The organism is Halobaculum rarum (assembly GCF_040025155.1).
Lineage (GTDB): Archaea > Halobacteriota > Halobacteria > Halobacteriales > Haloferacaceae > Halobaculum > Halobaculum rarum.
Genome location: NZ_CP157275.1, coordinates 1333651 through 1355958, shown reverse-complemented (window position 1 = coordinate 1355958; position 22308 = coordinate 1333651). Strand labels below are relative to the sequence as shown.

The 22308-nt window shown below is 68.8% G+C and carries 27 protein-coding genes; 9 read left to right on the top strand and 18 right to left on the bottom strand.

Translation table 11 applies throughout. The annotated features are described in order from the left end of the window. Nucleotides 1-7: 7 nt before the first annotated feature. Nucleotides 8-331: a hypothetical protein gene (locus ABJD39_RS07175; protein ID WP_348613468.1), complete on the bottom strand. Its 324-nt coding sequence runs from the start codon at nucleotides 329-331 to the stop codon at nucleotides 8-10. Between the two features lie 111 nt (nucleotides 332-442). Here ABJD39_RS07175 and ABJD39_RS07170 point away from each other — a divergent pair, with 111 nt between their 5' ends. Beyond that, nucleotides 443-1801, top strand: a complete 1359-nt coding sequence (locus ABJD39_RS07170; protein ID WP_348613466.1) for a CobW family GTP-binding protein — start codon at nucleotides 443-445, stop codon at nucleotides 1799-1801. A gap of 3 nt (nucleotides 1802-1804) precedes the next feature. On the opposite strand, the gene ABJD39_RS07165 is transcribed toward ABJD39_RS07170, so the two are convergent. The 3 genes from ABJD39_RS07165 to ABJD39_RS07155 form a co-directional block, all read right to left on the bottom strand. After that, nucleotides 1805-2026, bottom strand: coding sequence for a hypothetical protein (locus ABJD39_RS07165; protein ID WP_348613464.1), 222 nt, complete (start codon nucleotides 2024-2026; stop codon nucleotides 1805-1807). A gap of 100 nt (nucleotides 2027-2126) precedes the next feature. Further along, nucleotides 2127-2531 carry an SRPBCC family protein gene (locus tag ABJD39_RS07160; protein ID WP_348613462.1) on the bottom strand — a complete coding sequence of 135 codons (405 nt, stop codon included), beginning with the start codon at nucleotides 2529-2531 and terminating at the stop codon, nucleotides 2127-2129. A gap of 100 nt (nucleotides 2532-2631) precedes the next feature. Then, nucleotides 2632-2955: a hypothetical protein gene (locus ABJD39_RS07155; protein WP_348613460.1), complete on the bottom strand. Its 324-nt coding sequence runs from the start codon at nucleotides 2953-2955 to the stop codon at nucleotides 2632-2634. Nucleotides 2956-3006: 51 nt separating this feature from the next. Here ABJD39_RS07155 and ABJD39_RS07150 point away from each other — a divergent pair, with 51 nt between their 5' ends. Then, on the top strand, nucleotides 3007-3186 hold the full coding sequence (locus ABJD39_RS07150; protein WP_348613458.1) for a hypothetical protein: 180 nt from the start codon (nucleotides 3007-3009) through the stop codon (nucleotides 3184-3186). A 62-nt stretch (nucleotides 3187-3248) separates the two neighbouring features. Here the strand turns inward: ABJD39_RS07150 and ABJD39_RS07145 are convergent, their stop codons facing one another. Genes ABJD39_RS07145 through ABJD39_RS07135 form a run of 3 tightly spaced genes read right to left on the bottom strand, consistent with a single transcriptional unit; the run spans nucleotide 3249 to nucleotide 6637 of the window. Further along, entirely contained in the window at nucleotides 3249-3881 is a 633-nt protein-coding gene (locus tag ABJD39_RS07145) for a dolichol kinase (RefSeq protein WP_348613456.1), read from the bottom strand. A gap of 7 nt (nucleotides 3882-3888) precedes the next feature. Beyond that, the gene (gene glyS / locus ABJD39_RS07140) at nucleotides 3889-5781 is read right to left on the bottom strand and encodes a glycine--tRNA ligase (RefSeq protein WP_348613454.1); all 1893 of its coding nucleotides are present in this window, start codon (nucleotides 5779-5781) and stop codon (nucleotides 3889-3891) included. A gap of 1 nt (nucleotide 5782) precedes the next feature. Continuing rightward, nucleotides 5783-6637 carry a CBS domain-containing protein gene (locus ABJD39_RS07135; RefSeq protein WP_348613452.1) on the bottom strand — a complete coding sequence of 285 codons (855 nt, stop codon included), beginning with the start codon at nucleotides 6635-6637 and terminating at the stop codon, nucleotides 5783-5785. Nucleotides 6638-6833: 196 nt separating this feature from the next. Between ABJD39_RS07135 and ABJD39_RS07130 the strand changes: the two genes are divergently transcribed. Continuing rightward, on the top strand, nucleotides 6834-6986 hold the full coding sequence (locus ABJD39_RS07130) for a DUF7556 family protein (protein WP_348613450.1): 153 nt from the start codon (nucleotides 6834-6836) through the stop codon (nucleotides 6984-6986). An 81-nt stretch (nucleotides 6987-7067) separates the two neighbouring features. Here ABJD39_RS07130 and ABJD39_RS07125 read toward each other — a convergent pair whose 3' ends face one another. Both ABJD39_RS07125 and ABJD39_RS07120 read right to left on the bottom strand, forming a co-directional pair. Then, nucleotides 7068-7319, bottom strand: a complete 252-nt coding sequence (locus tag ABJD39_RS07125; protein ID WP_348613448.1) for a hypothetical protein — start codon at nucleotides 7317-7319, stop codon at nucleotides 7068-7070. 156 nt (nucleotides 7320-7475) lie between these two features. Continuing rightward, nucleotides 7476-9221, bottom strand: coding sequence for a methyl-accepting chemotaxis protein (locus ABJD39_RS07120; RefSeq protein ID WP_348613447.1), 1746 nt, complete (start codon nucleotides 9219-9221; stop codon nucleotides 7476-7478). Nucleotides 9222-9366: 145 nt separating this feature from the next. On the opposite strand from ABJD39_RS07120, the gene ABJD39_RS07115 reads away from it, so the two are divergent. Next, nucleotides 9367-11100 (top strand): excinuclease ABC subunit C, encoded by a 1734-nt coding sequence (locus ABJD39_RS07115; protein ID WP_348613446.1) that lies wholly within the window; start codon nucleotides 9367-9369, stop codon nucleotides 11098-11100. A 177-nt stretch (nucleotides 11101-11277) separates the two neighbouring features. Here the strand turns inward: ABJD39_RS07115 and upp are convergent, their stop codons facing one another. Next, nucleotides 11278-11955 carry a uracil phosphoribosyltransferase gene (gene upp, locus ABJD39_RS07110; RefSeq protein ID WP_348613445.1) on the bottom strand — a complete coding sequence of 226 codons (678 nt, stop codon included), beginning with the start codon at nucleotides 11953-11955 and terminating at the stop codon, nucleotides 11278-11280. Between the two features lie 212 nt (nucleotides 11956-12167). Here upp and mdh point away from each other — a divergent pair, with 212 nt between their 5' ends. The 3 genes from mdh to ABJD39_RS07095 all read left to right on the top strand — a co-directional run bounded on the left by mdh (nucleotide 12168) and on the right by ABJD39_RS07095 (nucleotide 14496). Next, nucleotides 12168-13082, top strand: coding sequence for a malate dehydrogenase (mdh, locus tag ABJD39_RS07105; protein ID WP_348613444.1), 915 nt, complete (start codon nucleotides 12168-12170; stop codon nucleotides 13080-13082). Between the two features lie 139 nt (nucleotides 13083-13221). Further along, entirely contained in the window at nucleotides 13222-14106 is an 885-nt protein-coding gene (locus ABJD39_RS07100; protein ID WP_348613443.1) for an NAD-dependent epimerase/dehydratase family protein, read from the top strand. Nucleotides 14107-14292: 186 nt separating this feature from the next. Next, nucleotides 14293-14496, top strand: coding sequence for a DUF7569 family protein (locus ABJD39_RS07095; RefSeq protein WP_348613441.1), 204 nt, complete (start codon nucleotides 14293-14295; stop codon nucleotides 14494-14496). Nucleotides 14497-14505: 9 nt separating this feature from the next. On the opposite strand, the gene ABJD39_RS07090 is transcribed toward ABJD39_RS07095, so the two are convergent. The 6 genes from ABJD39_RS07090 to ABJD39_RS07065 all read right to left on the bottom strand — a co-directional run bounded on the left by ABJD39_RS07090 (nucleotide 14506) and on the right by ABJD39_RS07065 (nucleotide 19704). Further along, a complete protein-coding gene (locus ABJD39_RS07090) occupies nucleotides 14506-14682 on the bottom strand; it encodes a hypothetical protein (protein WP_348613439.1) in 177 nt (58 codons plus the stop codon). Nucleotides 14683-14764: 82 nt separating this feature from the next. Continuing rightward, on the bottom strand, nucleotides 14765-16828 hold the full coding sequence (locus ABJD39_RS07085; protein WP_348613437.1) for a S9 family peptidase: 2064 nt from the start codon (nucleotides 16826-16828) through the stop codon (nucleotides 14765-14767). Nucleotides 16829-16913: 85 nt separating this feature from the next. Further along, a complete protein-coding gene (locus ABJD39_RS07080; protein ID WP_348613435.1) occupies nucleotides 16914-17546 on the bottom strand; it encodes an IMPACT family protein in 633 nt (210 codons plus the stop codon). A gap of 30 nt (nucleotides 17547-17576) precedes the next feature. Next, nucleotides 17577-18071: a hypothetical protein gene (locus ABJD39_RS07075; protein WP_348613433.1), complete on the bottom strand. Its 495-nt coding sequence runs from the start codon at nucleotides 18069-18071 to the stop codon at nucleotides 17577-17579. A gap of 180 nt (nucleotides 18072-18251) precedes the next feature. Then, nucleotides 18252-18809: a twin-arginine translocation signal domain-containing protein gene (locus tag ABJD39_RS07070; RefSeq protein WP_348613431.1), complete on the bottom strand. Its 558-nt coding sequence runs from the start codon at nucleotides 18807-18809 to the stop codon at nucleotides 18252-18254. Nucleotides 18810-19203: 394 nt separating this feature from the next. Further along, on the bottom strand, nucleotides 19204-19704 hold the full coding sequence (locus ABJD39_RS07065) for an amino acid-binding protein (protein ID WP_348613429.1): 501 nt from the start codon (nucleotides 19702-19704) through the stop codon (nucleotides 19204-19206). 143 nt (nucleotides 19705-19847) lie between these two features. Between ABJD39_RS07065 and ABJD39_RS07060 the strand changes: the two genes are divergently transcribed. Then, nucleotides 19848-20420, top strand: coding sequence for a hypothetical protein (locus ABJD39_RS07060; RefSeq protein ID WP_348613427.1), 573 nt, complete (start codon nucleotides 19848-19850; stop codon nucleotides 20418-20420). A 30-nt stretch (nucleotides 20421-20450) separates the two neighbouring features. Here the strand turns inward: ABJD39_RS07060 and hisB are convergent, their stop codons facing one another. Then, nucleotides 20451-21041, bottom strand: coding sequence for an imidazoleglycerol-phosphate dehydratase HisB (gene hisB, locus ABJD39_RS07055; protein ID WP_348613425.1), 591 nt, complete (start codon nucleotides 21039-21041; stop codon nucleotides 20451-20453). Here hisB and ABJD39_RS07050 point away from each other — a divergent pair. After that, entirely contained in the window at nucleotides 21040-21444 is a 405-nt protein-coding gene (locus tag ABJD39_RS07050; protein ID WP_348613423.1) for a hypothetical protein, read from the top strand. The two genes, hisB and ABJD39_RS07050, sit on opposite strands and share 2 nt — an antisense overlap. A gap of 9 nt (nucleotides 21445-21453) precedes the next feature. On the opposite strand, the gene hisA is transcribed toward ABJD39_RS07050, so the two are convergent. Then, nucleotides 21454-22176 (bottom strand): 1-(5-phosphoribosyl)-5-[(5-phosphoribosylamino)methylideneamino]imidazole-4-carboxamide isomerase, encoded by a 723-nt coding sequence (gene hisA / locus ABJD39_RS07045; RefSeq protein WP_348613421.1) that lies wholly within the window; start codon nucleotides 22174-22176, stop codon nucleotides 21454-21456. Between the last annotated feature and the right edge of the window lie 132 nt (nucleotides 22177-22308).

The following is a 22308-nucleotide window of genomic DNA, read 5'->3' as shown; positions in this document are numbered from 1 at the left end:
CCGGCCATTAGAAGTGGTACTGCTGTCCTTTGCGTTCGAGCATCGAGCCGCGGTCCCACATCCGCCGCTCCCACGCCTCGAACTCCGATTCGAGGTACGGGAGCAACTCGGCGGTGTAGTAGGAGACGGGCGAGGGGATGCCGAAGGCGTCGGGGAAGCACGCCAGCATGAACGTGTCCTCCAGGTCCTCGGCTTCCTTCTCGATCTTCTCGTAGGCCGGGTGGGTGACGAGCCCGTGGTACAGGCCCGTGGCCCACTCGCGGAGGGCCGCGAGGAGGCGGTCGATGCGGTCCGCGAGGGGGGCCTCGCCGTCGCCCGTGGCGTCGCTCATCAGCCATGTGTGTGGCGCTCCCGTGGTTAAGGGTATCGCGATCGTGCGTCCGTCGTTCTCGATCCGCCGCGACCAACGGGCACAAGTACCACACGCGCGGATCGTCCGTCAATGACGCCCGGACGCGGACTCGGCGGCGGACCCGGCTCGGCCGACGACGACGCGATCCCCGTGACCGTCCTCTCGGGGAGCCTCGGCGCCGGCAAGACGACGCTCGTGAACCACCTGCTGTCGAACGCGGGCGACAGGGACATCGCCGTGCTCGTCAACGACGTGGGCTCGGTGAACGTCGACTACGACCTGCTCTCCTCGGACGATCTCCCGGCAGTCGGGGTCGCCGAGCTGTCGAACGGCTGTATCTGCTGTGAACTACGCGACGATCTCGAGCGGGCGGTCGTCCAACTCGCCGACGGCAAGGAGTTCGACCTCCTCGTCGTCGAGCCCTCGGGGATCAGCGAGCCCGGCCCGGTCGCGCGGCAGTTCACCAACGGTCCGGCGGCCGCGCGGTACCGGATGGACGCGGTCGTCACGGTGCTCGACACCCCGCAGTTCCTCGACGCGTTCGCGGGCGAGGGAACACCCGAGCGACGGGGCGTGCTCCCCTCGGACGGTGACGACGCCGACGGCGCGGGCGACGACGTTCGTCCCCTCTCGGATCTCCTCGTCGAACAGGTCGAGGGCGCCGACGTGGTCCTCCTGAACAAGGCGGATCTGTGTGACGAGGCCGAGCTCGCCGAGGCCGAGGAACTGGTGCGCGCGCTTCGACCCGGCGCCGAGATCATCCCCACCAAGCACTCGGCGGCGCCGCTGGACCGGATTCTCGACGTGGACTTGTACGATCACCGCGGCGACCGCGAACACCGCCACTCGGGCGACCGCGAACGTGACCACCCCGACGAACACGAGGACGGTGGGACGCACGAGGGCCACGACGGTCACGAGCGCGGCCAGGAGGGCCACGAGGCTCACGATCACGCCCACCCCGACGAGGTGTACGGGGTCACCTCCTTCGTGTATCGGGAGCGTCGACCGTTCCACCCCGAACGCGTCGCCGAGGTCCTCTCGGACCTGCCCGAGTCGGTCGTCCGCTCGAAGGGAACGCTCCACGTCGCCGGGAGCGATCAGCGACTGCACTACAGCCAGGCCGGCCCCTCGGTTCGGGTGGAGGCAGTCGGCCCGTGGGTGGCGGCGATGGACGAGGCCGACCGGGAGCTGTACCGTGCGAACCGCCGGGGCGACGCCGACTGGGACGACGAGTGGGGCGACCGGCACACCGAGGTGGTCGTCATCGGCGTCGACCTCGACGAGTCCGCGGTTCGCGCGCGGCTGGACGCCTGTCTGGTCACGGACGAGGAACTCGGGGATGGCGACGCGGAGGTCGATACGGACACCGAAACGTGGGTTCCGACCGTGTCCGACGACGCCGACGACGGCGACGGGGACGACGACGCGGTCGTCTCGCTGTCGTAGCCGTCAGCAGGCGCAGCCGGTCGAGCCGGGCGATCGCTCGAACGTCATCTCGTCGCCGCAGTCCGGACACGACGGAGGATCCTCGCCCGTCACGTCGAGATCGAGCAGGCGCTCGTCGCAGTCGTGACACCAGTACGCGCCCTCCGATTCGGCGGTGCCCCCGCCGCGGTTGGGCGACTCCGTCGAGGCCTTCGGCGTCTCCGTGAGTGTGCCGAGCAGTCCCATATGTACGGTACTCGGTAACTCGCGTATAAATCTCGGCGCGGCTTCCCGGTCGTGACACACGACCGCCCCGCCCGGATCGATCTCGCCCGGATCGATCGCCTCAGGCGTCGTCGGCGACGGCGTCGAGCAGCCGTCGGAGTTCGCCGCGGCGCTTCCACCCGGCGACGCGGTCCGCGAAGGGGATCGGCAGCCCCAGCGAGACGCGCGAGACCGCCCGTATCCGGCTGCCCTCGTTCGCCGCCGTGACGGTCACCTCGGTTTCCATCGCGTCGAACGGTCCCTGCTGGCCGACCTGCTCGTAGCGCCAGCCGTCCGCCGTCTCGGTCACCCGGAGATCGAACTCCAGACCGCCGCCGGCGACGGTGACGACCGTAGCGTCACCGTCGGATCGGGTCCCGCGGGCGACGAAGCTCCCCTCGTACTCGACGAGCGTCGCCGGGGAGAGCAGCCGCCGGAGCGCGTCCGGGGTCGCCGCGACGAACCGCTCGGCCTCGACTTCGCGCATGCCGCGGCGTGGGCGCCCCCCGTACAAAAGCCCGCGGGGAACCGCTTCCACCCCTTCTCCGTCTCCGTCGACCTCCTCGAACCGTTCGCACCGGGCGGGCTCACCAGTCGACAAGCGGGAGCGTCAACAACACGAGCAGCAGCCCGAACGCGATCGCTGCGTACCACAACCGGCGGAACCGCCACGACGCCGGGAGCTCGCCGCGGAGGTCCGGCCGGGCGGATCGGACGAGCTGATGGTACGCGACGATCGCGACCGGAAGGAAGGCCGCGGCGGATCCGGCGAGCGCGGTCGCCACGTCGACGCCGAACAGCGCCATCAGGTAGATCGGTCCGGCCGAGAAGACGATCATGAACCCCATACCCGCGACGACGAGAAAGGGGACGGGATCGACTGGGTCGCCCTCACGGTTCCGGAGACGCATATCCCGACTACGACCGCGAGAGCCAAGTAGGTGGTACCCGCACGCCGAGGCATGGCAAGCGACGGCGACCCCCGCGTGCTGCTGGCGATGAACATCGTCCTGTCGACCGCGTTCTCGACCGTCGTCGTGTGGGGACTGTCGTACCTCGATCTGACCGCGCTGACGCTCGAGAACGTCGCCGGGCTCGCGCTCGTCGTCTTCGCGGCCACGTACCTGCTCGTGTTGCGGTAGTCGGAGCGCCGGGGCGAGACCGGTCGCCCTCGCACCCTCTCGCGCCCCGTCAAATGAGGTCCTCAGGCCGCCAGCAGGAACACCGCGGTCATCGCCGCGCCCGCGGCGGGCGGGATCGTGAGGTTGTCGTCGACCACGTAGCCGCGGATCACCGGCTTCAGGCCGTCGGCGACGGTTGCGCCCAGTGCGCCCGCGGCCGCGGCGGCGACGCCGACGACCGTCCCCGCGTGGAGGACGGTCACTGGAACCGCGAGCGCGAAGCAGACGAGGAACATGACCGCGAGCACGCCGACCTCCTTGGCGGTCGTCGCGTCGTTGCTCCCGAGGTACCCCGAGACGGGGTCGCCGATCGACAGCATCAGGATCGCCGACACCGCCAGCGGCGGCTCGAACGCGACGATCTCGGGTCCGTACGGCGGGGCGAACGCCAGCGCAGCCAGCGTTGCTCCGACCATGAACAGCGCGTAGCCGGCGACGTTGTCGGCCTCGTACTCCCGCGTCAGCTCGTCGTACACGCGGTCCAGCGGCCACCACTCCACGCCGACGACGAGCCGGAGGAACTCGAGGACGAACACGCCGGCAGTTGCCAGCAGGAGGAGGCCCTGTAGCTGCCGCCAGGTGACGAGCCCGAGCAGGTAGATCGCCGGGAATCCGGTCCCCGAGGCGTGAACTGCCCGCCGCTTCAGCTCCCCCATCGGCGTCTCAGGCCGTCTCGACGTCCGTCTCGATCTCGTCGTGCGACTCCGCCAGCGCGTCGAACGCCCGATCCTCCTCGGGGTCGAGAAGACGCGCGATCTCGTCGGCGACCTCGCTCATGGGCACGCGGACCTGCCGCGCGGAGTCGCGCTCGCGGACGGTGACGGTGTCGGGGCCCTCGCCCTCGACGCCGTCGCGGTCGACGGTGACACAGAACGGCGTGCCGACCTCGTCCTGTCGACGGTAGCGGCGACCGATCGAGCCGGAGTCGTCGTACTCGACGGAGAGGCCCGCCGCGCGCAGGCCGTCGGTGACCTCGTCGGCGAGGTCGAGCAGGCGCTCGTCGTTGGAGACGAGCGGGAAGACGGCGGCGTCGGTCGCGGCCATCTCCGGGTCCAAGGCGAGGTAGGTGCGCTCCTCGCCGTCGACCTCGTCGGCCCGGTAGGCGTGCTCGATCACCGTGTAGACGATGCGGTCGATACCGAACGACGGCTCGACGACGTGCGGGGTGATGTGCTTGCCGTTCTCGGTCACCGTCTCGACCGAGAAGTTCGCCACGTCCGTGTCGACCGTGTGGGTCTCGCCGTCGACCTCGACCTCGACTTCAGCCGCGTCGAAGGCGTCGGGGTCGCGCTCGCCGAGCGTCTGCAGGGCGTCCGCGACCGCGCCGGCGTCGCCGCCGAACTCGGGGCCGAGCGTCGCCATGTCGGGGTCGACGGTCGCCCGCTCCACCGTCTTGGGCTCGTCGTACTGCTTGAACACGGTGAACGACTCGCCGGAGTGCTCGGCGTGCTTCGTGAGGTCGTAGTCGCTCCGGTACGCGAAGCCGGTTATCTCGATCCAGTCGCCGCCGACCTCGCTTTCCGCGTCCCAGCAGTCGGCCGCGTAGTGGGCGAGTTCGCCGGGGAGGTGCTGGCGGAAGCGGAAGCGGTCCATGTCGACGCCGACGCGCTCGTACCAGCCCTGCGCGACGCCGAGGTAGTAGCCGACCCACTCGGAGCCGATGACGCCCTCGTCGACGGCCTCGCCGACGGTCGTGGTGTACGCCTCGCCGTCCGTGCTCGCGGCTTCGCCGTCGTCGTGCGGCTTTGCCGCTCGACTGTCCGCGGAGCTCTGCTCCGCGCTACTCGCTTCCGAGGCGCTCTGCGCCTCGCTCGCCTCCTGTTCGTCCGCCGGGTACAACGTCACTTCCACGTCCTCGACTTCGTGCAGGGGCGGCTCGTCTTCCTCGGGGTCGATGAACGTCTCCAACTCGGCCTGCGTGAACTCGCGCACGCGGATGATGCCCTTCCGGGGGCTGATCTCGTTGCGGTAGGCGGGGCCGATCTGGGTGACGCCGAACGGAAGGCGGTTTCTGGCGTACTCCTTCAGCCGCGGGAACTCCACGAAGATGCCCTGCGCGGTCTCCGGGCGCATGTAGCCGGGCTGGCCCGAGCCGGGGCCGATGCTCGTCTCGAACATGAGGTTGAAGTCCTCGACCGGCTCGCCGCCCAGCGGCGCGTCGCAGGAAGGACAGCGCAGGTCGTGCTCGCGGATGAGCTCCTCGACCTCCGAGATCGGCAACGACTCCGCCTCCTCGATGTCGGTGTTGTCCTCGATGAGGTGGTCGGCGCGGTGGGACTCGCCACACTCGGGGCACTCGACGAGCATGTCGTCGAAGCCGTCGAGGTGGCCGGACGCCTCGAAGACGGCCTCCGGCACGATCGTCGGCGCCTCGATCTCCATGTTTCCCTGGCGGACGGTGAAGCGGTCGCGCCAGGCGGACTCGAGGTTGTCCTTCACCGCCGCGCCGTTCGGGCCGTACGTGTAGAAGCCGGCGACGCCGCCGTAGGCGCCGTTGGCGCCGAAGAAGAAGCCTCGGCGCTTCGCCAGTTCGATCACGTCCTCCTGTGTGACCATCCTACAGCGCCTCCAGCAGGTGCACGTCCCGGACGATACCGACGAGCTCGCCGCCCGCCTGCAGCGGGATCTGTTCGATGTCCTCCGTGATCATCTCCTGGGCGGCCTCGGTGACGCTCCGCCGGCGCGAGACGGTGACCACGTCCTCGGTCATGAACCCCGAGACCGGCTCGGCGGGGATCTCGACGTTCCGTGTGGGTACGTACGCGGCGCCGATGGCCTTGATGCCCTCCCACTTCCAGTCGTCGTCCTGGTCGGCGATGGAGTCGCCGGTGTCGTCCTCCCCCTCGACGACGCGGGCGACGTCGAGTACGTCGACCTCGGTGAGCATGCCGGCCATGTCACTGTCATCGCCCAGCACGATCGCGTACGGGACGTTCGCGAAGAACAGCTGGCGCTCGGCCACCGTCAGCGGCGTGCCGATGTACACGGTGTTCACGTCGGTACCGGCGACGTCGCCGCAGGCGGCGTCGGTGTCGACCTCGCCGCGAGCGATCGCGGCGACGATGTCCGTGACGGTGATGATGCCGGTCAGCGTGTCGCCGTTGTCCTCCTCGACGACGGGGACTCGCCGACTGCCGCCGAGCATCACCTGGGCGGCGTCGCGAAGGTTCGTCTCCGGGGTGACCGTCGGGGTCTCGCGCATCAACAGCGCGAGCTGATCCTCGTCGGGCTTGTCGATGAGATCGTCTCGGGAGACGAGACCGCGGTACACCTCCTCGTCGCCCTCGCCTTTCACGACCGGAACCGACGAGAAGCGGTACTCTTGCAGGTACGTGAGGACGTCGTCGCGACTGCCCGGGAGCGACACCGTGACGAGGTCTTCCCGCGGCGTCATCGCGTCTGCTACGTTCATACCCCGCAGTGCGCCCCGACGCCTCTTGTATCATGCGAAGGTGTGGTGCCGACTCTTCGTCGGCCCAGTCGCCGTCGCAGTCGGCGTCACACACGCCGTCGGCACGGCGTCAGTGCGGCGTCAGGTAGTCCGAGCTGACCCTGTGAATTGCTATCAATCCGACGAGTTTATCAGTACGCATGTGAGAGGTATACATATGGCAACGAGGCACACGGGGCGTGAGCCCAGTGAGGTGATGGCGTCGGTCGACGAGAGTTCCGCGGAGTTCGTCATCGCGGACCTCGCATGCGACGACGCGTGGCTCTCCGTCGGCGAGGCGGACGCCCCGGTGCTCGAGAACTGGTGTTGACGTCGAGGAATCGCTTCCCCTACACTGCTTTCGGTCGATTTTGTCGCCGCGATACCCCAGTTCCTCCCAGCGACGGCGCCGTCAGATCTCGTCGTCCGGGTCGTGGTCGGCGGCCATTCGCTCGGCCTCCGCGGCGTACCGGTCGCGCCGCTCGCCGTCGTCGACGCCGTCGGTGTCGGCCTCGTCGCGGTCGATCGCGGCGGTGATCGGCTTCCGCTGGAGCAACTCGATCGACGCCTGCCGGGTGTACGAGCGTCGGCCGTCGACGCTCGCGTAGGTAAGCGTCACCGTCTGTCGGGTGTCGTACTCGCGGGAGACGAGCCAGAGGCGCATGGCTCCCGGTTCGGCCGCGGACGAGAAAGGCTGTGGGGGTCGGAGGAGCACGATCACGGGAACTTGACACGGGGAAGCGAGCGACCAACGCGTCGGTTCCGGCCGGTTCGATACGAGCCTTCTCAGGCGTCGAGCCTGCAGAGAGATCGATTCCGGTCAGACGCCGAACTCGAACCCGCCGTACTCGTCCTCGGCCGTCTCTTCGGTGGTCTCCTCGCTCGGTTCGATCGTGACTCCGCCGTCGGTTCGAAACTCCAGATCCTCGGTCTCGAACGGGGCCGTCCGTCCGGCGTGGTCGGTCGATCGTCCGCCGTCGGCACGGAAGCCGGCGCTCTCGGCGTTTTCTCCCCGGAGCTCGGCGACGCGCTGGGACAGCTCCGCGATCGCCTCGCTCTGGTCGTCGGTCGCGGCGACGATACGGTCGGCGGCGTGTTCGGTCTCGTTCGACCGCTCGCGGACCTCCTCGATGGTCGCGGTGAGCTCCTCGACGGTGGCCGCCTGGTCGTCGGTCGCGCGCGACACCTCCGCGATGCCGTCGGCGGCCTGGTCGATGGACGCCGCGATGTCCTCGAACGCCTCCAGCACGTCGTCGATCTGGTCGGCCGCGTGGTCGATCTGCTGGTGGCTCTGCTCGGCGGCGACGACCGTCGAGTCGGTCTGGCTCTGCAGTTCCTCGATGTTGCCGGTGATCTCTTCGGTGTGCTGACGGGTCTCGTCGGCGAGGGTTTTCACCTCCTCGGCGACGACCGCGAACCCGTCGCCGTCCTTGCCCGCGCGGGCGGCCTCGATGTTCGCGTTGAGCGCGAGCAGATTCGTCTGCTCGGCCACGTCGGAGATGACCTCGACCACGGCCTCGATGTCGTCCATCCGATCGCCGAGATCCGTGACGGAGTGAACGAGCTCCTCGCCGATATCGGTCACTTCCTCGGTCGCCTCGCGGGCGTCCTCGCTGGCGTCGAGGCCCTCGGTCGCGGCGTCGCGTGCCTGTTCGGCGGCCGTGTCGACCTCCTCGGCGGTCGCGGCGACCTCCTCCATCGACGCGGAGAACGTCTGCATCTCCGAGACGCCCTCCGAGAGCAGTTCGTTCTGCTCGCCGACGTTCTCGGCGATCTCCTCGGCGGCGTCGACGGCCTCCTCGACGGAGTCCTCCAGTCGGACGGTCCCCTCGTCGACGCCGGCGGCGGTCTTCTGGAAGGCGTTCGCCATCTCGTTGAACTCGCAGATAACGTCGAGCAGCCGGTCGTCGAGACAGTCGTTCTCGTCCTCGAACGACGCCCGCGCGCCGAGGTTCCCCTCCGTTAGCGACCCCATCGTCGCGCCGAGTTCGTCGACGAGCCCCTCGACCGCCTTCTGCCGCTGGACCTGGTCCGTTCGATCCCGAACCGTCTCGAGGACGGCGACCAACTCGCCGTCCTCGTACAGCGGCATCGCCGTGAAGTAGATGTCGCGGTCGACGCCGTGCTGGTCGGTCATCACGCTGGTGTCGGCGTACAGCCACATCGACTCGTCCTCGAGGTCGACGCCGAACTCCTCGTGAACCGACTGGGGGTGTTCGAGCACCTTGTCGGCGAGCGTCTCCGCCCGGCGACCGTCGGGGTAGAACATCTCGCTTGCGTGCTCGTGCCCGACGGCTTCCTCGGCGCTCGCGCCAGTCAGCTCCTCGATCGCCGAATTCCAGGCGACGATCTCTCCGTCTGCGTCGAGCATGAAGACGGGCGATCCCATCCCGTCGAGCAACAGGTCGTCGTCGACGTTTAATTCGTTGTCCTCCTCGTCAGTGGTGTCTGACTCGGGTATTTCCGTCGGATCGGCGCCAGATCGGACGGTGACCCCGCCGTCCGCCAGCGGCTCGTTCGGATCCGTCCCCGTGGCCCACGCACGGAGGCGAGCGAGTAATGGCATGCATCTACGACTTTGTGAATCGCGTTTAATCATTACCGTCCAGAAATCGCATATGATACTATCGGTCGCGCGCATCCCTTTGGTGTGGTGCGTCGACGCTCTCGACGCGTCACCCTCAAACGCGCGGAGTTCCCACCTTCCCGCGATGGACGCGACCGCCGTTCGCGAGCGCGCGGCAAACCTCCCGCGTGAGCCGGGGATCTACCAGTTCCTGGACGGCGACACCGTCCTCTACGTGGGGAAGGCGGTCACCCTTCGTGACCGGGTACCGTCGTACGCCGACCCGCGGTCCGCTCGGGTCCGACGGATGGTCGACCGCGCGGACGCGCTCGATTACGCGGTCACCGATACGGAGACGCAGGCGTTGCTGCTGGAGGCGAACCTGATCAAGCGGCTCAACCCGCGCTTCAACGTCCGTCTCAAGGACGACAAGTCGTATCCGCTGGTCCAACTCACCGACCATTCGGTTCCGCGGATCGAGGCGACGCGAGACCCCGACGAGGCGGCCACCGTCTTCGGCCCGTTCACCGACAAGGGCCGCGTCGACACCGTTATCAAGGCGATCCGCGAGACGTACGGGCTGCGCGGCTGCTCGGATCACAAGTACGAGGGCCGCGATCGGCCCTGTCTCGACTACGAGATGGGGCTGTGCTCCGCGCCGTGCACCGGCGAGATCGACGAGGCGTCCTACCGCGAGGACGTCGAATCCGCGGTCCGGTTCTTCGAGGGAGAGACGGGCGCGCTCGCCGACCCCCTGCGCCGGGAAATGGAGGCGGCCGCACAGGCGAAGGAGTTCGAACGCGCGGCGAACCTCCGCGATCGCCTCGCTGTCGTCGAGGCGTTCCACGGCGAGGGCGAGGAGGCCGTCGCCGACCGCTCCGACGAGCGCGCGGTCGACGTGCTCGGCGCTGCCGTCGAGGGCGACTCGGCAGTCGTCGCCCGTCTACACAGCGAGCGCGGTCAACTCGTCGACCGGTCTCGCCACTCACTGGACGCGCCGGACGCCGAGGATCGAGTCGCCGAGGTGTTGTCAGCGTTCCTCGTTCAGTACTACGCGGAGCGGGAGTTTCCCGACGCGATCCTGCTCTCGGAGCGTCCGGCCGACAGCGACGTGCTCGCGTGGCTCGAGACGGAGGGCGTCGCCGTCCGCGTCCCCGGCACCGGCCGAGAGGCGAAGCTCGTCGACCTCGCGCTGAAGAACGCCCGCAGCGGTCCGACGCGTCGCGACGAGCTGTCGGCGCTCGCGGACGCGCTCGGGATCGACCGCCCCGAGCGTATCGAGGGGTTCGACGTGAGTCACGCGCAGGGAAAGCAGGTCGTCGGCTCGGACGTGTGCTTCGTCGACGGGAGCGCCGAGACAGCCGACTATCGTCGGAAGAAGCTCACTGACCGTAACGACGACTACGCGAACATGCGCGAGTTGGTGACGTGGCGTGCCGAGCGCGCCGTCGAGGGACGCGACGACCGCCCCGACCCGGACCTGCTGCTCGTCGACGGCGGCGACGGCCAACTCGGTGCCGCCCGCGACGCGCTCGCCGAGGCCGGCTGGGAGGTTCCGGTCGTGGCGCTCGCCAAGGAGGAGGAGTTGGTGATCACCCTCGACGGGGTGCACCGTTGGGACGACGACGCCCCGCATCTTCACCTCCTTCAGCGCGTGCGCGACGAGGCCCACCGGTTCGCCGTCCAGTATCACCAGACGCTCCGCGACGACGTCTCGACGGTCCTCGACGATGTCCCCGGGATCGGCCCCGAGACGCGGCGGCGACTCCTCCGCCGCTTCGGCTCCGTCGAGAACGTCCGCGCGGCCAGCGAGTCCGATCTGCTCGACGTGCCCGGCGTTGGCGAGGAGACGGTGCGTGCGCTGCAGGCACGGCTGTAGTCGGGGGACTTCACGGCTTCTGGCTGACAGGTGGCCCGGATCGCGAGCGCCGCCGTCGGGGGTGGACCACACACCCGCCTCGTCCCCCGACGGCCGCAGTTACGTCACGCGACGGGATGGTCCCGGGTTCGGATAAGAAGGTTCGGCTGAACCAAGAAGGAGTTCCGCGAGTCCGGATTACTGCGTCCGGAACGCGCGGTCGCCGGCGTCGCCGAGGCCGGGGACGATGAACCCCTCGTCGTTGAGTTCGTCGTCGATGGCGACGGTGAGGAGGTCGGCCTCGGGGACCGCCTCGGCGACGCGCGTGAGCCCGTCGGGCGCCGAGACGGCCGAGAGCACGAACAGGTCCTCGGGCTCCGAGTTCTCGGCGAGCACGTGATCGAGGACGGCGCACATGGTCGAGCCCGTCGCGAGCATCGGGTCGGCGACGATGACGGTGTCGTCCTCGGTGATGTCCGGCAGCTTCGTGTAGTCGATCTCGATGGGGAAGGTGCCGTCCTCGCCCATGCCGGCCTCCTCGTTGCGACCGGCGGAGATGACGCCCTGTTTGGCTCGCGGGAACGCCTTCAACAGTCCCTCGACGAACGGCGTCGCGGCCCGGAGGACGTTGATGATCACGACGTTGTCCAGTCCCTTCACGCGCTCGCCGGTCGTCTCCGCGAGCGGGGTTTCGATGGAGACGAACTCCGTTTCCATCGCGCCGTCGATGATATCGTACCCGCAGATGCGACCGAGCTTCACCAGCCCCTTGCGGAACGCGACCTGCTCAGTCTCCACGTCGCGCAGCCGAGAGAGCGTGTCTTTCGCCAGCGCGTGTGTGATGAGGTGTGCGTCCCCTCGCTCCTCGATAGCCATTGTTGCTCGAAGGTAGCTATGCGGGCGGTGATAATCCCGTTGGCTCGCGCGCCCCGTGCGTGAGTCTCTCGCGCGCTTCCGATTCACAGTCGCGCGCTTCCGACTCACGGCGTCGGGATGTCGTCGATCGTCGAACCTGTCTACGTCGTTCAGCACCCGAGATCGTCGGTTTCGAAACGTTTACTGGCGACTCGGTCCGCTATGTACGTGATATGACGAAAGTCAGCGTGATCGGCGCGGCGGGAACCGTGGGCGCCGCGGCCGGCTACAACATCGCGCTTCGGGGTATCGCGGACGAGCTGGTGTTCGTCGACATTCCCGACATGGAAGAGACGACGATCGGCCAAGCCGCCGACACCAACCACGGAGTCGCGTACGACTCCAACACGCGGATCCGGCAGGGCGGCTACGAGGCCACCGAGGGCTCCGACGTGGTCGTGATCACGGCGGGTATCCCACGCAAGGAGGGCCAGACTCGGATCGACCTGGCGGGCGACAACGCGCCGATCATGGAGGACATCGGCGAGTCGCTGCGCGAGTACAACGACGACTTCGTGTCGATCACCACGTCGAACCCCGTGGACCTGCTCAACCGCCACCTGTACGAGAGCGGCGAGCGCGCCCGGGAGCAGGTGATCGGCTTCGGCGGCCGCCTCGACTCCGCGCGCTTCCGGTACGTCCTCTCCGAGCGCTTCGACGCGCCCGTGAAGAACGTCGAGGCGACGATCCTCGGCGAGCACGGCGACGCGCAGGTGCCCGTGTTCTCGAAGGTCCGCGTCGACGGGACCGACCCCGAGTTCACCGCCGACGAGAAGGAGGAGATCCTCGGCGACCTTCAGGAGTCGGCGATGGACGTCATCTCGCGCAAGGGTGCGACCGAGTGGGGCCCGGCGACCGGCGTCGCCCACATGGTCGAGGCTGTCGTCCGCGACACCGGCGAGGTGCTCCCCGGCTCGGTCGCGCTGGAGGGCGAGTTCGGTCACGAGGACACCGCCTTCGGCGTCCCCGTGAAGCTCGGCTCCGACGGCGTCGAGGAGGTCGTCGAGTGGGATCTGGACGACTACGAGGTCGACCTCATGGACGAGGCGGCCGGGAAGCTCGCGGACCAGTACGACGAGATCGCGTAAGCGAGCACCGCGCCCCGACTCGGACACGGAGCCTCGCCCGAGCGACCGCGCCCCGACTCGGACACGGAGCCTCGCCCGAGCCGCCCCCGGTTCCGAGTAACCGCCCTCGTTTTTCACGCTGCCGTCCGACCGCGAACGTATGATCCCGACGGTTATCGTCACCGGCGGTCTCGGACGCTCGGGCCGCTGGATCGTTGACCGGCTCGCCGACGACCACGAGGTCGTCTGCGTCGATCTCGACCACCCCGGTTACGAAGTGACTCCACGCGAGAACGTCGACTTCCGCGCCGTCGACCTCACTGACGCCGGCGAGACGTTCGACCTCGTCGGCGAGGTCGACCCGGACGCGATCGTCCACTGGGGCTCACACCCGTCGCCGACGCGCCACGCGGGGAGTCGCGTCTTTCAGGACAACGTCGCCGGCGCGTACAACGTCCTCGTCGCCGCCGGCCGTGCGGACGCGACCGTCGTGCAGGCGTCGAGCGAGAGCGCCTACGGCCTCGCGTTCGCCGATGACACGCCGCTTCCGGACGAACTCCCGATCACCGAAGATCATCCGATGCGGCCCGAAGATCCATACGGGACCGGGAAGGTCGTCGCCGAGGAGATCGCGGACATGGTCCACCGCCGCCACGGCGTCCCGGTCACGTCGATCCGCCCGTCGTGGATCCAGTATCCCGGCGAGTATGCCTGCCGCGATTTCGACGCGCTCGCCGACGGCGCGGGCAACTGCTGGTCCTACGTCGACGTTCGCGACGTGACCGCGCTCGCCGCTCGCGCGGTTGCGGACCCGCCCGGAAGCCACGAGGCGGTCCACGCCGCCGCCGCTGACAACTACCTCGGCCGACCGACCGCCGAGGCGGTCGAGGAACACTTCGGGGGACTCCCCGACGAGTGCCGGCTCTCCGGGGAACAGTCCGCGCTGTCGACAGCGAAGGCGGCCGAACTGTTCGACTGGAGTCCGGAGCACGAGTGGCGAACCGCGCGCGAGGAGGACGTGCCGGCGCCCGAACTGTGGAGCTAGCGCGCGAGGGTTCATATCCGATGGCGGGACCAGTCGTGTCGTGACCTGACCCCGGCCGTGGCGGGTTCGCGGGTGCGCGGCGCCCCCGTCACGGTTCGACCGTGCCGCCTGTCAGCCCCTTCGCAGCCGTCGCTTCGTCGACACCCCGAGGCAACGACTAAATCGCTGGCTCGCACAGCCGAAGGTATGTCCGACTCCTGTGACGCGTGCGGATCGTCGGTGGAGGACGCGCTCGCCCGAACGATCCGGCTCTCTGTCGACCGCTCGACGGTCGACGAGCAGCGCCTGTGCCCGGGCTGCTTCGCCGACTGGATCGATCGCTACGAACAACAGATGCAGTCAGAGCCGGACGTGACGATCGACGAGGAGAACGACATCATCGTCGACTAACCTGATCTGTCAGCCCCCGATCGAACAGGTCGTTCCGAGCGCGAGTCCCTCCTCCTCGATGTGCGCCGACAGGCAGCCGTAGTTGCAGTACGGCGTCTCCCCCTCCGAGCCGTTCTCGCGGACGTACACCGGATCGTGTGCGGTCACGTCGCAGCCGCAGTATGCGCAGTCGACAGCGTCGGTCATCGGCTGTGTCTACGACGACCGGCCGCAAAAGCGGACGGCAGTCGTGCGGGCCGGTAGCCACCGCGCTCGACGCGTCGGTTGCTTATTCGCCGTCGCCGCCGTCGTTCCTGTCGCCGCCGTCGTCTCCGTCGTCCGTGCCCGCGCTGAGTCCCTCGTCGTCCGGACGGTCGAGCGCGCGTTCGGCGTCGTGATACTCCGAGTAGCCGTCGAACCAGCGGGCGATGCGCTCGATCCGATCGACGATATGCGCCGGTTCGCCGGAGCGCGACAGTTCGTGGCCCTCGCGCGGGTACCGCACGAGCCGCGTATCGACGCCCGCCTTGCGCAGGATGCGGTGGTACAGTTCCGCCGTGTTGTCCGGCGTCCGGTAGTCCTGGTCCGAGTGGATCAGCAGCGTCGGCGTTTCGACTTCGTTCGCGTACGCGACCGGCGAGTGCTCCCAGAGAAACTCCGGTTCCTCCCATGGCATCGTGTCGTAGTCCCCTTCGACCAGCTTGTATGCCCCGTCGGTGGAGCCGTAGAAGCCTGTGAAGTCGTACACGCCGCGCTGGGAGACGGCCCCACGGAAGTAGTCCGTCTGCCCGACGGCCCACGAGGTCATGTAGCCGCCGAAGGAGCCGCCGGTGAGGAAGGCGTTCGTCTCGTCGACGTACTCCCTGCTCGCGACTTCCTCGACGCCGGCCATCACGTCGGTGAGGGTCACGTCGCCCCAGTCGCGCTCGATAGCCTGCATGAACTCCTCCCCGAAGCCGCTCGACCCGCGCGGGTTCGACCAGAAGACGACGTAGCCGCGTGCCGCGAGCGTCTGGAACTCGTGCCACATCGTCCCGCTCGTGGTCCACATCGCGTGTGGACCGCCGTGGATCTCAACGGCGAGCGGATAGGTTTCGGTTTCGCTGAACTCCGGCGGCGTCAGCACCCACCCCTCGACGGGTCCCTGCTCGGACTCGAACGCGAGCGGTTCGGGCTCGCCGACCGCGACCGAGTCGAGGTACTCCCGATTCAGGCGGGTAAGCCGGCGTTCCTCGCTCCCATCGAGAAGGAAGAGATCTCCGGGGTGGTCCCACTCGCTTTTCGTGATCGCGGTCACGCCGTCGGCGACGTGTGCGCCGTTGACGGCGCCGCCGCGGTACGCTCGCTCGGGCGACTCGCTCGCGTCGCCGGGGGCCGACCAGAGGCTCGTCGCTCCCTCATCCGGCGTCGCGAAGTGGACGCGCTCCTCGTCGGGACCCCACTGCGGGGCCGCCTCATAGCCCAGCCCGCGATCGAGGTCGGCGGTGAGGTCGTACGTCTCGTCGGCCGCGCGGTCGTACACGTGGAGTTCGGTCGGCTGAATGCTCGCCTGCTCGGCTTCGGTGTACGTGTAGGCGATCTGGTGGTCGTCTGTGACCGCAAGCGACGCGCCCCAGCCCGTAGTCCGGTGGACGTCCTCGGTCTCGCCCGACTCGGTATCGTAGGCGACGATATCGATCTGGTAGTTGTCGTCCGGGTCCTCGCCGGCCTTCTGCGCCGTGAAGTACAGCGTCTCGTCGTCGCCCCACGTCGGCCCCGCGTGATCGTGGTCGCCGTCGGTGACGCGCGTGAGATCGCCCGATTCCACGTCGAGCACGTACACCTGCGGCCGCTTTCCGTCGAAGTAGTCCGTGCCGGTGCGGTAGACGGTCCGGTCGACGACCCGCGGGTCGGGCTCCTCGGACTCGTACTCCTCGGGTACCTCCAGGTCGCGCTCCTCCTCGCGGTCCTCCTCGGTGACGGACTGGAGGAACGCGATCCGGCTCCCATCGGGACTCCACGCGAGCGAAGTAACGCCGCCGACCACGTCGGTCGCCTGCTCGGCCTCGCCGCCGGGGCCGTCGAGCGGAAGCAGCCACAGCTGTTGGGTGTCGTCGTCCTTCCCGCGCGTCGAGGTGAACGCGAGTCGGTCACCGGACGGAGAGAATCGGGGCTCGGCGTCCGTTCCCTCCTCCAGCGTCAGCCGTCGGGGATCGTCGTCGCCGTCGGTCGGTGCAACGTACACCGTCGACTCGTAGGACTCGTCGTCGTCGGGAACGCTCCGAACGAACGCCACGTGCTCGCCGTCCGGCGCGACCCGCGGGTCGCTCGGCTTGGCGATGTCGTGGAAGTCGCTCGCCTGAACATGGTCCATACCGCGGCGTCGGAGTCGCGCGCAAAGTACGTTCGGAACCCGGAACGGGACGGCGGCTTCCGAGCGTGCGCTGTGGGAGGTCCGGCTACTCGATGTCGACGCGGCCGCTCGTCGCCGACCGGAGTCGATCGCGCAGTTCCGGCGCATCGACGACGGGCACGCGCGCGTCGAAGCGGACCTCGACGTCGTAGTCGGCGTCGAACTCGACGCCGGTCGATTCGAGGACGCTCCTGACGGTCCCGGAGTCGTCGTACGCGACCGTGAGCGAAACGCGTTCGTGCGGTTCCTCCTCGACGACGCCGGCGGCGTCGAGGCCGTCCTTCACCGCGCGGGAGTAGGCCCGTGCGAGCCCGCCGACGCCGAGGTTCGTCCCGCCGTAGTACCGCGTGACGACGGCGACGACGTTTCGGATCTCCTGCTGTTGGAGCACGTTCAGCGCCGGATTGCCGGCCGAACCGGTGGGCTCGCCGTCGTCGCTCGAGTACTCCCGGAGCATCACCTCGCCCGGCGCCGACGACGGTCCGTCGCCCGCCGGGACGCGGTAGGCGGGGACGTTGTGCGTCGCGTCGTCGTACGACGCGCTCACTTCGTCGACGACCGCCTCCGCCTCGTCGACGGTGTCCGCGGGCGCGAGGTGGCCGATGAATCGCGACCCCTGTACCGTGAACTCCGCGGACGCGCGGTCGGCGACGGTGCGGTACGGTTCGGGGGTCCCCATGGCCTTCCTTCCCGACGGCGCGTGAAAGGGCTACTCGTCTCCCGCCACGGCGGTCGTTGGCTCGCCGGCGTCGTCGGCTGCGTTCGCCGGTGGCCCGGGGTCGGCGACGAACAGCGAGAGGAACGCAGCCGCGCCGAGCGCCTGCGCGGCGAACGAGACCAGCGCGATCGGGTCGCTCGCGAGGTGCGCGGCGATCTCGCCGATCGGGTCGCTCACGTCGTGTCTCGGGAGGAGGCCGCCGTGATCGGTGAGGTGCCACCAGGCGTACCCGGCGGAGTAGGTGAGCAACACGCCGGCGCTCAGCGAGTAGAGCCGCCGGTTGTGCGAGCCGCGGACGATGACCGTCGCGAGCGCGACGAGCAGCAGCGCCGAGGGGACGAACAGGTACGGCCGGGGGTCACGAACCGACAGTATCGGGAGGTAGACGAACAGACTCGGGAGCCCCTCGATCAGGTGGATAGCCGCCGAAACGAGCGCCGCCTGCACGCCGAGCACGCGCAGGAGACTCGCGGTTCGGTCGTCCATATCCCGACTCGGCGAGTCGCGGTGAAAGCGCCGTCGGTTCGAGCCACGTCGCCCACGTTCGTCACCCCCACATGTCGTCTCTACCGGTCGCCGTTACCTCGACCGTCAAAAAGTGGACGCTCCGTGGAGACGAGCCTGTAGGGACCGACAGTTGGTGTCGGTCTCGGTATCGGTGCCGATCTAGGTTCCGTCGTCGCTGTCGCTCTCCTCCCACCAGTCATCGTTATCGAGGAGGAGGTCCTCCTCGTCCTCGTCGACCGGGCTGACGTTGACGGTGATAAGCTCTTCGTTGTCCCCGAAGGGCGTCCACTCGCGGTTCATTTCGAACAGTTGGGGCTGCTCAGCGTCGTCGTCGGCGTCGGTGACGAAGCCCAGGTCGTCGTCGTACTCGCCGATCTCGGCGTCTTCGGCGACGAACAGCCGCATCGTCTCGCCGGTGTTCTCGTACCGGATCATCCGAGTGTTGTAGTCCGAGAAGAAACTGTCTCGGACGTCGCCGTAGTTCGGCACCCACTCGACGACGGGCGAAACGAACGAGAAGCGCGCCCTCGGGTTGAACTCGTTGATGAACATCAGTCCCTTCCACTCGTCCGTGAGGATGTCGCCGTCGTCCTCCTGTGCGGCGGCCGTCCCGGTCGAGGCGGCTCCGGCGGCGACAGTCGCCGCGGCACTCTTCTTCATGAACGAACGACGCGACTCGTCTCCGAGTAGCTGGTCGATGTAGTTTTGATCAGTCATGATCGGGTCCCTCTCGGGAATGAAGAGAGGGGAGATGGCGGGAAAAGCAGAAGAGATAGTTAACCCTCGTAAGCTCGGTCTGCGGCTCCAAACGTCACCTTTCCGTCGAACGGGGGGACGATGCGTCGCAGTCGCGAACGCTCGGCTTAGCCGGGACGTGCCGGTTGCTAACTTCGCGTCCCGGGGAGAGAGGGGTCGAGCCATCATCCGTTCCGGCCCGGTTGGGACGGCTGAGACGGCTACGACCCGTCCGGTGGCGAGCGGACGGACGAAGCATACGGATAACGGTTCGGCTGGCGTCACGATTCGACCCGATCGGCGCTCCAGTGGGTACACTATCGCGTCGAACTGGGCAACTCCCGCCCCCCGCGACTCGCTCGGGCGTGGCGGCCGGTCAGAACTCGACGCTGTGAACGTACTCCAACTCGCGGATCGACACGAGCAGGTCGCCCGGCAGCTTCTCGTCGGTGATGAGGTACAGCTTCGGCTCGTCGGCGAACTCGGGATCGTCGGAGAGCACCTGCCGCAGCGAGAGTCCGGCGTCCGCGAGCAGTCCCGTGATATCGGCGACGATGCCGGAAGCGTCGGGGTCGCCGACCTCGACGGTGAGCACGGTGAGCCCGAGCACCGGCGCTAGGTCCATCAAGCTCGGCACCGAGGTGATGTTGGCGAAGATCCGCCGCAGCTCCTCGTCCTCGCGGATCGCGGTCGTCGTCGCGTCGACGACCCGGCGGTCGACGCCCGCCTCGCGAGCGATCCCGGTGTCGGGGATCTCGATGCCGCCGGAGACGACACGCCCCTCCTCGTTGACGGAGAAGCCGCGCGCGAGCAGGAGCCTGACCACCGCCTGCTGCCCCGGCGACCCCTCGAACTTTCCCAGGATCTCGTCGAACATTCGTGGTCATCGTCGCCCACCTGCGGGCATAACTGTTCGGTGTTGGGCGATCGAACGTCGTGGTAACCGTTCGCTTTCGAGGTGCTCGCTTCGCTCACACCTCGCCCGCAACGCCCTTGTCGCCCCCCACCTACGCCCCGCACATGCGCGAACTCGACTGCGACTTCTGCGGGGCGACGGCCGCGGGCGCCTACGAGGTCCTCCCCGCGGATCTCGATCCCGCCTCCGACGAACAGATGCGCGTCGTCCTCTGTGATTCCTGCCGGGAGACGCTCGACGGCGTGTTGGCTCCCCTCCTCGATCGCCTCGGTGCCGGCGGCACGGGCGCTGGCGGCACTTCGCTCGCCACGGACGCGGCGGGACACGGATCCCCGTCTCCTGCGGAGCAGGACGCGTCGACGGCGGACGCCGACCACACGGCGGCGGACGACACCGCGGACGCGACCGACGGTCCCGCGGACGACCACGGCGGCGCGGCGGCGACGGAGGACGACGGCTCGGGCGCGACAGAGACGGACGCGGGCGAAGAACCGGTCGACTTCCGGAAGGTGATGCGCTTTCTCAACAACCGCGAGTTCCCCGTCGACCGCGCCGAGGTGGCCCAGTTCGCGGCCGGCGCCTACGACCTCGAGGACGAGGACGTACGGGAGATCTTCGACTACGCGATCGAGCGCGGGGTCCTCGCCGAGGAGAACGGTCAGTTGATAAAGGAATAGCGGACTCGGCGAGTACGCTGTCTTTCCGGCTCAAAGGTCGCCCTTGGTGCTGGGTGTGTCGCTGCGGCGCCCGTCGAGGCGGGTCGCGTCGTCCAGCGCCCGCGCGAGCGCCTTGAACAGCGCCTCGACCTCGTGGTGGGCGTTGACGCCGCGCTCGACGTCGACGTGCAGTGTCAGCCCGGCGTTCATCGCCAGCGAGTACGCGAAGTGTCGGGCCATGTCGCTGGTCAGTTCGCCCACCTCCGTCTGCGAGAACTCGCCGGAGAACTCGAAGTACGGCCGGCCGCTCACGTCGACGACGACGCCCGCGACCGCCTCGTCGAGCGGCACGCGCCGGTCCGCGTAGCGGCGGATGCCCCGCTTGTCCCCCAACGCCTCCGCGAACGCCTCGCCGAGGGCGATCCCCACGTCCTCGACGGTGTGGTGGTCGTCGATGTGTGTGTCGCCGTCGCAGCGGACGGTCAGATCGAACAGGCCGTGCTTGGCGAAGGCGGTCAGCATGTGGTCGAAGAAGCCGACGCCGGTGTCGACCTCGCCGTCGCCGTCGCCGTCGATCGCGAGCGTGAGGTCGATGTCCGTCTCGGCCGTCTCCCGACTGACGGCCGCCGTGCGGTCGCTCATGGCCGAGGCCTCGGCGGCGGCGGTCAAGACGGTTCCGGCTTCGTGGGTCGCGGTGCCGGACGTGCGCCTCTCCGGATCCGCTGCCCGCCTGCCGTCCAGTAGCCGTCCGCTGTTGCCTACTACCGTCCCGCCTGGCGGCCGCCTGCTGGTCGCCTGCCGCCCGTCCAGTGGTCACCTGCTGGCCGCCTGCCGGCCGTATGACGGCTGTTCGACGGGGATTCAAGTCGATCCATCCATGTTATCGACACACATGAACGAGGGGATCCCGGCAGCGCTCGCGTTCGCGGGCGGCTCCGTCTCGCTCTCGTCGGCGACGTACACGGGGCTCGTGGTCGGGCTGGTTCTGATGGCGGCCGCGACGGTTCTGGCGGTCGCGTACGCGTCGCGACGACTCGGGGACTGAGCCGTCGTCTCAGGCCGACTGCGCCTCGGCGAGGGTGAACCGTCCCTCGTACAGCGCGGTGCCGACGACGACGGCCGCGGCGCCGGCCTCGCGTAGCGCGCGCACGTCATCGAGCGTCGTCACGCCGCCGGAGGCGACGACCGGGACGTCGACGGCGTCGACGACGCGCTCGACGATCTCGCGGTTGATGCCCTCCAGCTGCCCCTCCACGTCCACGTCGGTGAACAGGATCGCGCCCGCGCCGAGGTCCTCGTAGCGGCCGGCGGCCTCCGCGGGATCGAGCCCTGTCCCCTCCGTCCACCCGGAAACGACGACCTCCCCGTCTTTCGCGTCGAGGCTCACCGTCACGCTCCCGGGGTGCTCCTCGGAGATCTCCGCGACGATGTCGGGGTTCTCGACGGCGGCGGTGCCGAGGATGACCCGGTCGACGCCGCGGTCGAGCAGATCGATCGCGTCGTCGGCGGTGCGGATCCCGCCGCCGAGCTGGACGGGCACGTCCACCGCGTCGAGGACGGCGTCGACGGCGGCGGCGTTGACGCGCTCGCCCTCGAAGGCGCCGTCGAGGTCGACCAGGTGGAGCGTCCGGGCGCCCTCGTCGATCCAGCGTCGGGCGGCCTCGACGGGGTCGCCGTAGCGGGTGGCGGTGCCGCGCTCGCCCTGCACCAGCTGGACGACCTCGCCCTCCTGCATGTCGACGGCGGGGATCACCTCGAACTCCGGGAAGTGAGTCATGCGATAGCCTGTGTCGGGGCGGTTGGTAAGTCGTTCGTCACCGGTGACTCTGAGCGCCGGGCTCAGGGGTCGACCCCGTCCGCGACCGGTGGGTCGTCGTCTCCCCGCCGCCGTGTTTATGCGGTGACCGCC